The sequence below is a fragment of the Silvibacterium acidisoli genome, assembly GCA_022870745.1.
Lineage (GTDB): Bacteria > Acidobacteriota > Terriglobia > Terriglobales > Acidobacteriaceae > Silvibacterium.
The window spans coordinates 4,276,377-4,290,272 of record CP085323.1; the positions used below are offsets into that span (position 1 = coordinate 4,276,377).

Genomic DNA, 13,896 nt, shown 5'->3' on the forward strand with positions numbered 1-13,896 from the left:
CGGTCGGCCAGTGGCGGGCTGCGGCTGACCGATTCTGAGCTAACGCGCTATCATTCCGGGTGGTACACCTTACCCAGGAGAAAGCAATGCGAGTTGGTCTGTTGACGGGCGGCGGCGATTGCCCGGGATTGAATGCGGTGATCCACGCCGTGGTGAAAAAGGGAATCAACCAGTACGGCGATGAATTCGTTGGGTTTCTTGAGGGCTGGCGTGGTGTGCTCGAAAACAACACGATTCCGCTGACGCTCGAGAAGGTTGACGGGATTCTCACCCAGGGCGGCACCATTCTGCGCACCTCACGTACAAATGTTCGCAAGATCGAGGGCGGCATCGAGAAGTGCGTCGCTAACCTCAAGGCTAACAAGATTGATGCGCTGATCGCCATCGGTGGCGACGACACCCAGTCGGTCACCAATGCGCTGATCCAGGCTGGAGTTCCCGGCGTAGGAGTCCCCAAGACCATCGACAACGACCTTAACGGCACCGACGTCTGCTTCGGCTTCGATACCGCCGTGGGCATCGCGACGGAAGCCGTTGACCGCCTGCACACCACCGCCGAGGCGCACAACCGCGTGATCGTTTGCGAGGTCATGGGCCGCGATGCTGGCTGGATTGCCCTGACTGCCGGTGTAGCGGGCAACGCGCATGTCGTTCTTGTGCCGGAAAAGCCCATCGACATCGATCACGTCTGCAAGCTGCTCAAGTACAACCACGATCACGGCAAGAAATACGGGATTGTCGTCGTCGCTGAAGGCGCCAAGCTCCCGAGCGGTGCCCAGGCTACAGTCGGCACCAAGGTCGATTCCTTCGGGCACGCCCAACTCAGCGGTATCGGCGCTGCCCTTGCCGAAGAGATCGAGAAGCGCACCGGCTACGAGACCCGCTCAGTGAATCTGGGGCACACCCAGCGCGGCGGATCGCCTTCGGCTTACGACCGGATGCTTGCCACCCGTTATGGGCTGGCCGCAATCGATCTGGTGCACAAAGGCGAGTTCGGCAGGCTCGTGGTTCTGCATGGCACGAAGATCGAAAGTATCCCGCTGGCCGAAGCGATTTCGAAGAACAGGACGGTGGATGAGAGCTTTCTCGAAATCCTTACCGGAATCGAGCCGAAGGTGTAATTCGCATCGCACCAAGAAAGAAAAGGCTTGCCTAAGGCAAGCCTTTTCTTTTTCTTAGGCTTGAAAGTTTAAAGTTTTGCTTTGTGGATGTCTCCTGCCGGTCACTACGGCAGGAGAGGAATCAAGGCAACCAATAGCGATTTATGGTTCGAGCCTAAGTGGCTTGCTTGCAATGCTGTACGTGCAATTTGATGCATCTTTTCAAGATCCTTTAACGAAGATAACCGGGCAACCGCCGGAAATCCCTTGAACTGGCCCCCGAAAACACGGTATAAGCAGGGTCGCAGCCTTAGTTTTTCGCTACCATTCCCCCGGCATTACCACCTGCTGTTCAACAACAGGAGAACCCCATGAAGGGCCAGACGGCACGCACGAGTGAGATTCGGGAAGTAATGGATATCCGGCAGGCCTCGGATTACCTCGGCATCAGCCCGGATTCGCTTTACAAGTATGCGTCGGAGTCGTTTATTCCTGCTTTCAAGCTTGGAAACCGCTGGCGTTTCAAGCGGTCCCGGCTCGATGAGTGGATGGATCGGCAGTCGGGCATAGATGCCCAGCCGGAACCTGCGCCTCGCGCTGTTCGTCCGCGGCAGAAAAAGCCCGCAGCCTCTACGGCTGGCCGCAGTGCCGCGAAACGCGCCAGGGTCTCGTAACTTCCGGAAATCTGTAAAGATCAGGTATGGACAATTCATCATCGGTAGACCCTACGCTTCTACCGGCTCATTCTTTAGGCAACCGCGTCAGGCGGCTGCTCTGGAACGTTTGCTACGCGCTGTTTTATCGTCCCTCACCCCGGCCATTTCACGGCTGGCGTTCGATGTTGCTCTCTATATTTGGAGCCAGGATGGGGGAAAAATGCCATTTCTACCCGAAGTCAAAAATCTGGGCTCCCTGGAACCTCATCGCCGATGATCGATCCACGCTCGCTGACGACGCCGAGCTTTATAACCCTTCGCCCATGCGTCTCGGGTCTCATGCCATCGTTTCCCAGGGAGCCTATATTTGCGGGGCGACTCATGTTTATAACGATCCCGCATTTCCGCTGGTTTCGTTTCCCATGACCCTTGGAGCCTATAGCTGGATCTGCGCGCGCGCGTCTGTGAATCCGGGCGTGAATGTAGGAGATGGAGCGATTCTCGCTCTTGGATCGATTGCAACGAAAGACCTCCAGCCCTTTGGTATCTACGCCGGTGTTCCGGCTCGGCTGGTGAAAGAACGTGAACGCTCAGCGGTGCCCGAAGTTCTGTAGTGCCGGAAGGCGGTAAAATGAAGAGGATGAACGATATCTCCCGTATGCGCGTTCTGCGCCGTGCCATGGCACAGCAGGAAATCGAGGCGCTACTCGTTACCCATCTTCCCGACGTCCGTTATCTTTGCGGTTTCACCGGCTCGAACGCCGCTCTCGCGATCACGGCTTCAAAGGCCGCCCTTTTCACCGACGGCCGCTATACCGTGCAGGCAAAGGAAGAGACGACGGACGCACGGGTCGTCATCGCAAAAAAGTCTGCGCTGAAGGAAGCCTGTGAGCTGCTGGATGCCTCGGCAAAGAACGCCGCCTTCGATCCTGAGAACACGACTGTCGCGACGTTGAACCTGATGCGTTCTGCGATTTCCGGGAATAGGCGGCGCGGTTTTTTCACCCCGCTTGAAAGGCGCATTGTCTCCGAGCTGCGGATGGTGAAAGATGCAGGCGAAATTCGCCGCATGACGGCTGCCGCGGAAGTTGGCAACAAGATCTTCCACGCGGTCCTGCCGCATATTCAAAGTGGCGTGCCTGAAACCGATATTGCAGCCAGCCTGGAGTTTTTTGCCCGAGGCATGGGTGCAGAGGGCATGTCCTTTGAGACGATTGTCGCTTCCGGGCCGCGTTCGGCGCTCCCACACGGTCGTGCCACGGCGCAGAAGACGCCTCGCAACGGCTTTGTTACCTTGGACTTCGGTGTTATCCTCAAGAGCTATTGCTCGGATATGACGCGTACCGTCTACCTGGGCAAGCCATCCGTGGCCGAACGCTCCGCTTATGACGCGGTGCTGGCGGCACAGGAAGCCGCCGTGGAAGCAGTCAGGCCGGGCGTGACCTGTGGTGAGGTAGACGAGGCGGCGCGCAGCGTACTGCGCAAAGCCGGCCTGGCAAAGTACTTCACCCACTCAACCGGGCATGGGGTGGGGCTTGAGATTCACGAAAGCCCCCGCGTAGGCGCGGGGCAGGAAACGAAGCTGGTACCGGGAATGGTTATCACTATCGAACCGGGTATTTATCTGGCTGGTAAGTTTGGAATTCGCATCGAAGATATGGTCGTGGTGACCGACCGGGGACACAAGGTATTGACCCCGGTACCTAAAACGCTGATTGAGCTGTAAGACCGAACTGGACGAAAAATGAATCCTGAAGAGATGAAAGAACTGAAGGAACTGATCGAGTTCCTCAAGGAAAACAAGATCGGCGAGTTTGACCTGGAACGCGGCGATCTTAAGGTGCGCCTGAAGTTTGCGCAGGAAGGTCAGAGCCCTGACCTTGCGAGCCTGGCCCGCCTTCTTGCCGCTCAGCCTGTGGCAGCGCCTGCACCGATCCATCTGCCCCCGGCCGTGCTGCCCGAGGTTTATGCGCAGCAGACACCGGCCGCGGAAGCGGCCAAGGCCGCCGAAGCGGAAGACGCTTCGCTGCACATCGTGAAGTCACCCATCGTCGGCACCTTCTATGAGTCGCCTTCACCGGGCGCGCCGGCCTTTTGCAAGATCGGCGACCAGGTGGAGAACGGCCAGGTGCTTTGCATCATCGAGGCGATGAAGCTGATGAACGAGATCGAGTCCGATGTGGCGGGCGAAGTCGTCAAGCGTTTTGTTCAGAGTGGGCAGCCGGTCGAGTACGGCCAGCAGCTCTTTGCCGTGCGGCCCCGTTAGGTAGATCCCCAATATGTTTCGTAAAGTACTCATCGCCAATCGCGGCGAAATTGCTCTGCGCGTTATTAATGCCTGCAAGGAACTTGGCATCCGTACCGTAGCTGTCTACAGCGAGGCCGACAAGCACTCGCTGCATGTGCGCTTCGCCGACGAGGCCATCTGCATCGGCCCTCCGCGCTCGGCGGAAAGCTATCTGAACGTTCCCGCGGTCATCAGTGCGGCGGAGATAGCTGACGTCGACGCCATCCATCCCGGCTACGGACTGCTCAGCGAAAACGCCAACTTCGCTGAAGTCTGCCGCGCGTCGAACATCAAGTTCATCGGGCCACCGCCCGAAGTCACGCGCCTGATGGGCGAAAAGGAAAAGGCCCGGCAGGCAATGAAGCGCGCCAAGGTGCCGATCCTTCCCGGCTCCGACGGCATTCTTTCTTCAGAAGAAGACGCGCTCAAGTGGGCGAAGCAGATCGGCTTTCCGGTTATCGTGAAGGCATCGGCCGGCGGCGGCGGACGCGGTATGCGCGTCATCCGCACGCCTGAAGAATTGCCTGCGCTCTTTCATTCGGCGTCGACCGAGGCGGCAAACGCCTTCGGCAACGGCGATCTCTACATGGAGAAGTTCATCGAGCGGCCGCGCCACATCGAGTTCCAGGTGCTGGCCGACCAGCACGGCAACGTGATGTCGCTCGGCGAGCGCGAATGTTCCATCCAGCGTCGCCATCAGAAGCTGATCGAGGAAGCGCCATCGCTCCAGGTCACGCCGAAGATGCGTGAAGAGATCGGCAAGACTATCAAGAAGTCGCTCGAAGCGGTGGGCTACCAGAACGCCGGCACCATCGAGTTCCTGATGGACGAGGACGGCAAGCTCTACTTCATCGAGATGAACACTCGCATCCAGGTCGAGCACCCGGTCACGGAGATGATCACCGGCCTTGATCTTGTGAAGGCGCAGCTTCGCATTGCCGCAGGCGAGAAGCTTTCCGACATCGTGACCGAGCCGGTGGTGATTCGCGGCCACTCCATCGAATGCCGCATCAATGCCGAGCATCCGGAGAAGTTCACGCCCTCAGCCGGCAAGATCACCGCTTTCAACGTGCCCGGAGGCAACGGAGTCCGCGTCGACACAGCGCAGTACTCCGAAGGCGTGGTGCCGCCGTACTACGATTCACTGATTGCCAAGCTGATCGTTCACGGCAAGAACCGCGAAGAGGCGATGGACCGCATGCAGCGCGCTCTAGGCATGTTCGTGGTGCAGGGAATCCACACCACCATCCCGCTCCACCAGAAGATCTTCGCGGATGAAGAGTTCCGCAAGGGCGACTTCGATACGAAGTTCATGGAGCGATTCTTCGAAAAGAACAAGGCTGTAAAGGAATAGCTTCCACCAGCTTTATCCGGCCCGGGCTCTAACCAGTCCGGGCTTTCGCATGTTTGGCGTGATCCACCACCAAAATGGATACGCGTTCCATTCTGCATTAAGCCATCCAGGAAGTTTCCTCTGTCTTTTCGAGATACAGAGCGGCCGGCAATCGCCTCCGGGTAAGCGGTTACATTTTTGCGTTGGCAGATGGCTACGGTATGGCTATGCTGTTCGCGACCGAACCGCAGAAGAGGCGCACGATGCTATTCGCTTTTGCCGGCAATTCAGACAGCAGTAACGCAAACATTCTCAACATAGCCACGCAAATCAAGACCCCGCTGATGTTAGCGGGGTTGGCAATATTGGTATTGCTATTGCTTTTTAGGGGCAGGTTGACGAAAGACCAATCGTACATGGTTTTCTTTCTCGCGCTCGTCGCCGAGATCCTGGCGGTCGTTGCTTTTATGCTTCCGCCTCCATCGAACGTTGCAACTTTCGATGGCACGGTGTTCTCACCGAAAAACAGTACGAAGAGTGTTCCGCAGGCTACCGTTTATTTCGCGGTTCAAGGCCATGTGATTCGGCGTTTTACCACCGAAGAAACAGGCTATTTTGCGTTTCAGGTAGACAAGAGTGATTTTGGCAAGCAGGGCCAGGTTTATGTAGCTGCCAAAGGCTATAAAGATTCCCCGATGCTTACAATTCAGCTCGACTCGAACATGGATCGAAAGCTGATTTACCTCGATCCCGATTATTCCAAGTCTGCCACGACGTTGACCAACATAGCGGTCGCAAATGTCGGCCGGGTGTCTACTCCGGTCGATCACATGCAGGCCAGTCCTGTTGCTCAGGCTCAGTTGGCAAACTGTTTGTCAGGAGATTGGAAAGAAGTCCTTAAAGGACGCGACCAGCAGGATGCCCAACCGAATCTCTGGCACTTCAGTCTTACCGGAAAAGACGCTCTCACAGTTACAAGGGCTGATGGTTTTGCCTCGATGAAACTTACACGCCTGGGAGACGACTACAGAGGTGATCTAGTCTGGCAAACGGATAATCATGATGTTTGGCATAACATCGCATTGACGCCATCTTCAGATTGCCAGGCGATAAGCACGAATCTTCAGTGGAGCTTCGCTCGATAACGCCAGGCTTGGATAAATTGTTCAAGCTCGAGAGGTGGTGCGAGAACCATGCATATCTCCATATCGATAGACCGATAGTCCTCTCAGGGCTGAAGAATATTGACTCCAAGATCGCGATAAGGTTGCAACATATCTGTGTCAACGTCCCGTTCGGTTATTAGTCCTGCTACATCCCTGAGGCCGAGGACAAGATAGGGCGAAGCAGCATTCCATTTTTCCGCCGAGGCCAACACATGAGTCTCGGCGGCGGCGTTGCTGAGGGCGCGTTTGATTGCGGCCTCTTCGAAGTCTCCCGTGGTGAGGCCTGCTTGCGGATGGATGCCCGTGACTCCCATGAAAAAGAGGTCGGCCTTGATCCTGCCGATGGCTTCAAAACAGGCCGCGCCAACCGATACCACTGAGTGCTTGAAGAGCCTGCCACCGAGCAGGATCACCTCCACGTTCTCATGCTGGACCAGTTCAACTGCGATCGTCGGGCTGTGCGTGACGACGGTGACCTGCAGGTCGAGAGGCAGATGTCGGGCGATCTCCCGCGAGGTCGTGCCTCCGTCGAGGATGACCACCTGTCCCGGCTGGATAAGCGACACCGCGAGCTTTCCGATGGCTACCTTGCCTTCGTGACGAATCTCCTCGCGCCCGGCGAAGTTGGCAATCGCAGGAGAAGCGGGAAGCGCGCCTCCATGCACCCGCTGTAGCAGACCCTCCTGGGCCATTTCGCGCAGGTCGCGACGGATGGTGTCTTCTGATACGCCGAATTCGACACTCAGGTCCTTTGCGATCAGCTTTCCCTCGGCCCTGAGGCGGGTCAGCAGCAATTGCTTTCTGTGGGTGGTCAGCATATGCACGATAATACTTGACATTGCACGAAAATGCACGATATTGTCCGCTTATGACGACAGACAAGACTTCCTATCAGGCAGAAGTTCGTGTGAAAGAAGTAAGGGTTCTCTCCGACGACTGGTACACGCTGAAGAAGACCCACTTTGAACTCCGCCGTCGAGACGGTACCTGGCAGGAGATGACGCGGGAGACCTACGACCGTGGCAATGGAGCGACAATCCTTCTCTACAACCTTGAGCGAAGAACCGTGGTGCTGACACGGCAGTTCCGCTATCCCGCATTTGTGAACGGTCATTCAGGATTGCTTATTGAGGCAGCTGCTGGTTTGCTCGACGAGGCGAGTCCCGAGGATCGCATTCGCGCAGAAGTAGAAGAGGAGACCGGCTTCCAGGTAGGCGAGGTGAAGCGCGTCTTCGAAGCATTCATGAGTCCCGGGTCAGTCACTGAGAGGCTTTATTTCTTCGTGGCTTCGTACGACATGAGCAGTAGAAGCCACGCGGGCGGCGGCAACATTGAAGAGGGTGAAGATATCGAGGTTCTTGAGATGCCATTCGTCGAAGCGCAAAACGCAGTGAGCAGCGGGCAGATTCAGGATGGGAAGACCATCATGCTCCTGCAGTATGCGGCGTTGTATCTGTTTGGTCATGCATGAAGCCGGATGCCCCACCCCTCAATTCTTAGACATGGAAATCGCGCGGTTACTGAGCGGTATCCTGTAGTTCAGAGAATCAGCCCAGAAATCCCACGTCTCAGAATCGAGACGTGGGGCACCCCGTTCGCACTCATCCGAGCCAGATCCGCGTCACCCTTGAGGAGTACCTGTTGCGCTGCCTTACTTTCCTATTGACGATCTTCTTTGCCGCCACAAGCCTTCACGCCCAACAGCGCTGGAGCGAAGCCCAGGCCAACGCCTGGTATGCGAAGCAGCCATGGCCGGTGGGCGCGGATTTCCTGCCTTCGACCGCTGAGAACCAACTCGAGATGTGGCAGCCTGCGACTTTCGATCCTGTGACCATTGATCGCGAGCTGGGATTTGCCGAAGGCATCGGCATGAACACCGTGCGGGTCTTCCTGCACGACCTGCTCTGGCAGCAGGACCAGCAGGGCATGATCCGGCGTATGAATCAGTTTCTCGACATCGCCGCGAAGCACCACATCAAGCCAATCTTTGTCTTCTTCGATTCCTGCGGCGATCCCTTTCCGCATCTCGGTCCGCAGAACCCGCCGATCCCCGGCGTTCACAATTCGCGATGGGAAGAGTCGCCGGGTGCGCCTGCGCTCGAAGATCCTTCGCAGTGGCCGCGCCTTGCAGCGTATGTAAAGGGTGTGGTCGGAGCCTTTGCGAACGACGACCGCATCCTCGCATGGGATCTCTGGAACGAGCCCGATGACGTCGATGCCGCAGCGGTCGAGCGCGGCGATCCGAAGGACAAGGACGAGATCATTCTGAAGCTGCTGCCGCAGGTCTACGCGTGGGCACGCAGTGCTAAGCCTATGCAGCCGCTGACCAGCGGCATCTGGAGAGGGAACTGGACCTCGCTTGCGGACATGAGTCCAGTTGCCCGCGTGCAGGCAGAGCAGAGCGACATTCTCAGCTTTCATAACTACGCATGGCCTGAAGCATTCGAGTTGAACATTCAGCACCTGCAGCAGTTTCACCGGCCGATCATCTGCACCGAATACATGGCGCGTGCCATCGGCTCGACATTCGATACGATTCTGCCTATTGCGAAGAAGTATCGCGTAGGCGCGATCAACTGGGGATTGGTCGAAGGCCGCACGCAGACCTATCTGCCGTGGGAGTCGACGTGGCATCCTTACGTCCACGACCAGCCGGCCATCTGGTTTCACGACGTCTTCTATAAGGACGGCAGGCCATACCGGCAGCATGAAGCCGACCTGATCCGGTCGCTTACGAGCGGGAAGTAGGGCATTGCGGCTGACTTGCGGATGCCGGAATTCCGGCGCAACCAAATAAGCGCCGGATGCCTCAAAGTGCTTGTGCCTGTTTCTCATGCACGAATATTTATTTGTGAGGCGATAGCTCCATGAAAGCTTTTCTGGCAGCAGTCTTAATGGCACTGAGCTTTAGTCCGGCTCTGCAGGCCGCAGACACATCGAAGATCGATGCGCGTATCAATGCCGCGCATGCTGTGCTCCATGAACTGATGAACACTCCGGATAAGGGCGTTCCGCTCGACATCGCCTCACGCGCTACCTGCGTGATGGTGGTACCTGCCTTCAAAAAGGGCGCATTCGTTTTCGGCGGCGAGTATGGCCAGGGTGTCGTAACCTGCCGCGCTCACCACAAGTGGAGCGCTCCCGCGTTCGTGCAGCTTGAGGGCGCGAGCTTTGGCTTCCAGATTGGCGGACAGTCCACGGACCTCGTCCTGATCGGTGTGAACCACAAGGCTGTCGATGACCTGCTCAAGGACAAGATCAAGCTGGGTGGCGACGCTTCGGTGGCTGCCGGTCCGGTTGGCCGTGACTCGCAGGCTGCAACGACGGAACTGGCGAATGCTGAGTTCCTGACCTACTCCCGTAACCGCGGACTCTTCGCCGGCATCGATCTCAACGGCGACGTTGTGCACCAGAATGCTTCGGACACGAAGGCCGTATACGGTGCGGATATTCCATTCGCCCGCATCCTTGGCGGCTCGGTACCGCCCCCGGCTTCGGCTGCTCACTTCCTCGCGACTGTCAACGAACTCTTCCGCGAAGGCAAGGATCAGAAGTAAGCCGCAAGCAAGAAAAGAAAGTGAACGAGAAAAGCCCGCGAAAGCGGGCTTTTCTTCTAGGCGAATTCGATTTGGCAGACCATTTTGTCTCACCACAAAGAGGAACATCTGGAGATCCCGCGCCAAATCGCTGAGCACGTCGAAACGATCGCCAGGCAGGAGCAGGATTTCCTGTCCAGCCGTTCCCCTGCAGAGCGGTTTGCCGATCGGGTTGCGGCCTTTGCCGGCAGAATCTCCTTCGTGGTCGTTCACCTGAGCGTGTTTGCTATCTGGGTATTGTGGAACCAGCTTCCTCAAACGAATCCGTATCACTTCGATCCTTTTCCGTATGCGCTCTTTGACACCCTGGTCGCGCTTGAAGCGATCCTGCTCGCCAGCTTTATCCTGATGCGGCAAACGAGCCTCGCGCGACGCGCGGATGAGCGGGAACACCTGATGCTGCAGATCCTTCTGCTGACAGAAAAGGAAGTTTCCGCGGTGGTCAGGATGAATCACGACATCGCTTCGCATCTCGGTCTACGCGATATTTCAGGAGATCCTGAAATTCAGGAGATGGGCCAACCTACATCCATCGATCAGGTCGCGCAGACTATCCAGGAAAAGCTCTCCGGCGAATAAGTGCAAACAAGGTGACGAATCATGGTCGTGGATGTCATGCTTAATGGATGAAACGAGAAGTACTAGCTGGCGTCCTGGCCGGATCGTTGCTATTGGGCACGCTGCCTGCAATGGCGCAGGAACTTGGGTTCTGGAAGGCAGAGAGCAACACGGCGCGTGACGTGACGGGCGACGTGGGCATCTCTGAGTCGAAGATCGCAATCGAGGCCTTTTACCCCTTTAACATCGTACGTGCGCGCGACCTCACTCCAGCGGAGACCAGCGCGGTATTCGACACAGACATCGCGTCGAACAGCAAGGCGCACCTTTACGGACTGGTTATCCCCGCGAACAGAAAGTTTCTGCACAAGAACACTCTCTGCGGCAACGAGGACACGCACTGGATGGTGGCCTACGCGGAAGGGAACACACTCGCCCTCGCCTTCTTCTCCGGCGAGCAGTCGCCCACCTTCGCCGTGGACGCGATAGCCAACTCGTCGAGCTTCTGCGGAATGTACCGCTACACCCGCTAGCAACGTAACCGTCTGTTCATCTGGCGGCTCATGAGTGAAAAAGTTCTTCGCCTGAGATAGTCACGGGGTTATATTCCTATCTTCAGCACGCAACTCACGAAACCTGGAATCGGGCGACGATGCGAATTATCTTCCACCAGCGCGAAACCCGGTCTCGCGTTCGTGGAGTGACTGTATCTGCATCAGCCGCGCACCCCGTAACAGCAAGAAACGAGGTTTGAATGGTAGAGTCACCCGCATCACGAAAGTCCTTGCCGCTCGGGCGGCTGGTGCTTATTGCAGCGGTCGTTGCGGCAGGCGCGATCGGTTTCGCGTACACCGCCGGATGGCTGTCCCCGCACAGGTTGACGCCAAAGAAGCTGGTTGCGGGCCTGGCGCCTCCCGGTGGTCCTGCACCCGGCCATCGCCGGAATCACGCAAAAGGAATCTGCTTCACGGGAACATTCGAGGCAAACGGCGACGGTTCGGCGCTGTCGAAGGCGCGGGTCTTCGAGCGCGGCCGCTATCCGGTCGTAGGACGCTTTAACCTTGCCACGGCCGATCCCAATGCTAAGGATGCCATGGTGCGTGTGCGCGGCCTCGGCATTCGCATCACCACGCCCGGTGGGCAGGAATGGCGCTCTGCCATGATCGATGCGCCTGTCTTTCCGGTGTCGACGCCCAAGGATTTCTATGAGCTGCTGACTGCTTCCGGCAGCAAGGATCCGAACGCGATGAAGAATTTCATCGGTGCGCATCCAGGGTTCCTCGCATTTGCAGGCTGGGCGAAAAGCGCTCCATGGACCTCAAGCTACGCGGAGGAGCGTTACAACAGCCTCGATTCATTTCTCTTCGTGGACGAGGCGGGCGCAAAGCATGCCATTCGCTGGTCGCTGATGCCATCGGCTCTGCCGGTTCCGATCTCGCCGGATGATCTGGCAAAGCGCGGCCCCGATTATCTTGAGCAGGAGATTACTCAGCGCGTGGCAGGCAGTGCGCAGCGCTGGGATCTCGTCATCACCGTTGCCAATCCCGGCGATCCAACCGCAGACCCGAATAAGGCGTGGCCCGCAGATCGCCGCACGGTCAACGTGGGTACGCTTATCGTGGAGCAGATCGAGCCGGAACGCGACGGTCCATGCCGCGATATCAACTTCGATCCAGCTGTTTTGCCGGAGGGAATCACAACCTCGGATGATCCCTTTCCTGCTGCCCGTTCGGCCGCGTACTCCCGGTCATACAACAGTCGCACCGCCGAAGAGGCTGCTTATCCGCGTACCGAGACAGGAGCGAAGCAATGACGACAAGCCGCACACGCTTTACCGCGCCGCAGCGACTGCTCCACTGGCTCATGGCCATCTGCATTCTGTCCATGCTGTTCATCGGTGTGGGCATGGTCTCGACTGTTACGACGAAATACCTGACGCTGGTACAGATTCATAAACCGCTGGGCATTGCCATCCTGTTGCTTGCAATTGTCCGTCTTGCCCTGCGCTTTATTTATGGCGCACCCGCGTTGCCGCCCGATCTGCCGGAACCGGTCAAGCTGGCTGCATGGTCTTCGATGGTGCTCTTCTACCTGCTGATGATTGCCATGCCTCTCATCGGCTGGGCCATGCTTTCGGCCGCGTCTTATCCAGTCGTGCTCTTTGGCGGAGTTCATCTTCCGCCTATCGCCCCGGTAAGCCCGGCCCTGCATACGCTGCTATGGAACGCGCATAAGTACCTGGCCTTTGCCTTCTTCGCGACCATACTGATGCACATCGCCGCAATCCTTACTCACAAGCTGATCCGGAACGACGGCATCTTCGAGACGATGGCGCCGACGTTCGGCAAGAGCGAGACAAAGTGAACGGTATCCCGTAGAGCTTGCCGGCTGCTAGTATGTTGCCGATCAAGTTCTACGGGAGAAATCATGATCTGTAAGCGTCGTTCTGGCGCGCTGGCCCTGGTCTGCGCGCTTGCCTGCCTGGCTCCATCCTTCGCCTGGTCTGCCGAAAAATATGTTCCGAAACACGGACCGGCGGTTGTTCTTTTCGACGGCCACGATCTCGATGGCCTCGATGTCTTCATCAAGGGCCAGGGTCTGAACAACGATCCCGACCACGTCTTCCAGGTAGAGCACGGCGTGCTTCACGTCAGCGGCAAGACCATGGGATACGTCATCACCAAGCAGCCCTACCAGAACTACTACCTGCGCGCGGAGTTCAAATGGGGCGAGAAAACCTACGCTCCCCGCCAAGGCCAGGCCCGCGACAGCGGCATCCTGTATAACGTGCAGGGCGAGCAGAAGGTTTGGCCGCGCTCGGTTGAATTCCAGATCAATGAAGCATGCACTGGTGATCTGTGGATGACCGATGGCGCCGCGGTTACTGGTAAAGACGGGAAGCGTGTGACCGGTCCAGACGGCAGCTCACTGAAGATTGACCGCTTCAATAAAGGGCCGGTTCAGAACGTGACCGGCTTCCGCGATCCGGTAAACGAACTCGAGAAGCCGCACGGCGAATGGAACGTCGTGGAGCTTATCAATGAGAACGGCCACGTCCGGCACTATGTCAATGGCAAGCTTGCGAATGAAGGAACAGACGCCTTTCCATCAAGCGGAAAGATTCTCTTCCAGTCAGAGGGCGCCGAGGTCTACTTCCGCAACATGAAGCTCTATCCGCTGAAGTAAGAGCGCGCAGGCCG

The 13,896-nt window shown here is 57.5% G+C and carries 16 protein-coding genes; 15 read left to right on the forward strand and 1 reads right to left on the reverse strand.

What is annotated here, in order from left to right; all coding sequences use genetic code 11:
• Positions 1–86: 86 nt before the first annotated feature.
• From LJD29_RS17765 to LJD29_RS17795, 7 genes are all read left to right on the forward strand, one after another.
• Positions 87–1,121 carry a 6-phosphofructokinase gene (locus LJD29_RS17765; RefSeq protein ID WP_446742906.1) on the forward strand — a complete coding sequence of 345 codons (1,035 nt, stop codon included), beginning with the start codon at positions 87–89 and terminating at the stop codon, positions 1,119–1,121.
• 350 nt (positions 1,122–1,471) lie between these two features.
• Entirely contained in the window at positions 1,472–1,774 is a 303-nt protein-coding gene (locus tag LJD29_RS17770) for a helix-turn-helix domain-containing protein (protein ID WP_446742907.1), read from the forward strand.
• A 191-nt stretch (positions 1,775–1,965) separates the two neighbouring features.
• Positions 1,966–2,370, forward strand: coding sequence for an LbetaH domain-containing protein (locus LJD29_RS17775; protein ID WP_446742908.1), 405 nt, complete (start codon positions 1,966–1,968; stop codon positions 2,368–2,370).
• Positions 2,371–2,387: 17 nt separating this feature from the next.
• The gene (locus LJD29_RS17780; RefSeq protein WP_446742909.1) at positions 2,388–3,482 is read left to right on the forward strand and encodes a M24 family metallopeptidase; all 1,095 of its coding nucleotides are present in this window, start codon (positions 2,388–2,390) and stop codon (positions 3,480–3,482) included.
• 33 nt (positions 3,483–3,515) lie between these two features.
• Positions 3,516–4,022, forward strand: a complete 507-nt coding sequence (gene accB, locus LJD29_RS17785) for an acetyl-CoA carboxylase biotin carboxyl carrier protein (protein WP_446742910.1) — start codon at positions 3,516–3,518, stop codon at positions 4,020–4,022.
• Between the two features lie 13 nt (positions 4,023–4,035).
• Complete coding sequence (gene accC, locus LJD29_RS17790) at positions 4,036–5,397, forward strand: acetyl-CoA carboxylase biotin carboxylase subunit (RefSeq protein ID WP_446742911.1); 1,362 nt, start codon at positions 4,036–4,038, stop codon at positions 5,395–5,397.
• Between the two features lie 200 nt (positions 5,398–5,597).
• Positions 5,598–6,521: a hypothetical protein gene (locus LJD29_RS17795; protein WP_446742912.1), complete on the forward strand. Its 924-nt coding sequence runs from the start codon at positions 5,598–5,600 to the stop codon at positions 6,519–6,521.
• Between the two features lie 83 nt (positions 6,522–6,604).
• Here the strand turns inward: LJD29_RS17795 and LJD29_RS17800 are convergent, their stop codons facing one another.
• Positions 6,605–7,381: a DeoR/GlpR family DNA-binding transcription regulator gene (locus LJD29_RS17800; RefSeq protein WP_446742913.1), complete on the reverse strand. Its 777-nt coding sequence runs from the start codon at positions 7,379–7,381 to the stop codon at positions 6,605–6,607.
• 29 nt (positions 7,382–7,410) lie between these two features.
• Between LJD29_RS17800 and LJD29_RS17805 the strand changes: the two genes are divergently transcribed.
• The 8 genes from LJD29_RS17805 to LJD29_RS17840 all read left to right on the forward strand — a co-directional run bounded on the left by LJD29_RS17805 (position 7,411) and on the right by LJD29_RS17840 (position 13,882).
• The gene (locus LJD29_RS17805) at positions 7,411–8,013 is read left to right on the forward strand and encodes an NUDIX hydrolase (protein WP_446742914.1); all 603 of its coding nucleotides are present in this window, start codon (positions 7,411–7,413) and stop codon (positions 8,011–8,013) included.
• Positions 8,014–8,123: 110 nt separating this feature from the next.
• Positions 8,124–9,290: a glycoside hydrolase 5 family protein gene (locus tag LJD29_RS17810; protein ID WP_446742915.1), complete on the forward strand. Its 1,167-nt coding sequence runs from the start codon at positions 8,124–8,126 to the stop codon at positions 9,288–9,290.
• A 119-nt stretch (positions 9,291–9,409) separates the two neighbouring features.
• Positions 9,410–10,099 (forward strand): lipid-binding SYLF domain-containing protein, encoded by a 690-nt coding sequence (locus tag LJD29_RS17815; protein WP_446742916.1) that lies wholly within the window; start codon positions 9,410–9,412, stop codon positions 10,097–10,099.
• 84 nt (positions 10,100–10,183) lie between these two features.
• Positions 10,184–10,717: a DUF1003 domain-containing protein gene (locus LJD29_RS17820; protein WP_446742917.1), complete on the forward strand. Its 534-nt coding sequence runs from the start codon at positions 10,184–10,186 to the stop codon at positions 10,715–10,717.
• 47 nt (positions 10,718–10,764) lie between these two features.
• Positions 10,765–11,229 (forward strand): hypothetical protein, encoded by a 465-nt coding sequence (locus LJD29_RS17825; protein WP_446742918.1) that lies wholly within the window; start codon positions 10,765–10,767, stop codon positions 11,227–11,229.
• A 221-nt stretch (positions 11,230–11,450) separates the two neighbouring features.
• Complete coding sequence (locus LJD29_RS17830) at positions 11,451–12,509, forward strand: catalase family peroxidase (protein ID WP_446742919.1); 1,059 nt, start codon at positions 11,451–11,453, stop codon at positions 12,507–12,509.
• A complete protein-coding gene (locus LJD29_RS17835) occupies positions 12,506–13,060 on the forward strand; it encodes a cytochrome b (RefSeq protein ID WP_446742920.1) in 555 nt (184 codons plus the stop codon). Before LJD29_RS17830 ends, LJD29_RS17835 begins: the two co-directional genes overlap by 4 nt.
• A gap of 63 nt (positions 13,061–13,123) precedes the next feature.
• Positions 13,124–13,882: a 3-keto-disaccharide hydrolase gene (locus tag LJD29_RS17840; RefSeq protein ID WP_446742921.1), complete on the forward strand. Its 759-nt coding sequence runs from the start codon at positions 13,124–13,126 to the stop codon at positions 13,880–13,882.
• Positions 13,883–13,896: the final 14 nt, after the last annotated feature.

Coding starts and splice junctions, on each gene's coding strand:
- LJD29_RS17780 (WP_446742909.1), top strand. CDS start 2,388: ATGAAGAGGATGAACGATATCTCCCGTATGCGCGTTCTGCGCCGTGCC.
- LJD29_RS17840 (WP_446742921.1), top strand. CDS start 13,124: ATGATCTGTAAGCGTCGTTCTGGCGCGCTGGCCCTGGTCTGCGCGCTT.
- LJD29_RS17830 (WP_446742919.1), top strand. CDS start 11,451: ATGGTAGAGTCACCCGCATCACGAAAGTCCTTGCCGCTCGGGCGGCTG.
- LJD29_RS17765 (WP_446742906.1), top strand. CDS start 87: ATGCGAGTTGGTCTGTTGACGGGCGGCGGCGATTGCCCGGGATTGAAT.
- LJD29_RS17800 (WP_446742913.1), bottom strand. CDS start 7,381: ATGTCAAGTATTATCGTGCATATGCTGACCACCCACAGAAAGCAATTG.
- LJD29_RS17805 (WP_446742914.1), top strand. CDS start 7,411: ATGACGACAGACAAGACTTCCTATCAGGCAGAAGTTCGTGTGAAAGAA.
- LJD29_RS17795 (WP_446742912.1), top strand. CDS start 5,598: ATGGCTATGCTGTTCGCGACCGAACCGCAGAAGAGGCGCACGATGCTA.
- LJD29_RS17770 (WP_446742907.1), top strand. CDS start 1,472: ATGAAGGGCCAGACGGCACGCACGAGTGAGATTCGGGAAGTAATGGAT.
- LJD29_RS17815 (WP_446742916.1), top strand. CDS start 9,410: ATGAAAGCTTTTCTGGCAGCAGTCTTAATGGCACTGAGCTTTAGTCCG.
- LJD29_RS17775 (WP_446742908.1), top strand. CDS start 1,966: ATGGGGGAAAAATGCCATTTCTACCCGAAGTCAAAAATCTGGGCTCCC.
- LJD29_RS17825 (WP_446742918.1), top strand. CDS start 10,765: ATGAAACGAGAAGTACTAGCTGGCGTCCTGGCCGGATCGTTGCTATTG.
- accB (WP_446742910.1), top strand. CDS start 3,516: ATGAAAGAACTGAAGGAACTGATCGAGTTCCTCAAGGAAAACAAGATC.
- accC (WP_446742911.1), top strand. CDS start 4,036: ATGTTTCGTAAAGTACTCATCGCCAATCGCGGCGAAATTGCTCTGCGC.
- LJD29_RS17835 (WP_446742920.1), top strand. CDS start 12,506: ATGACGACAAGCCGCACACGCTTTACCGCGCCGCAGCGACTGCTCCAC.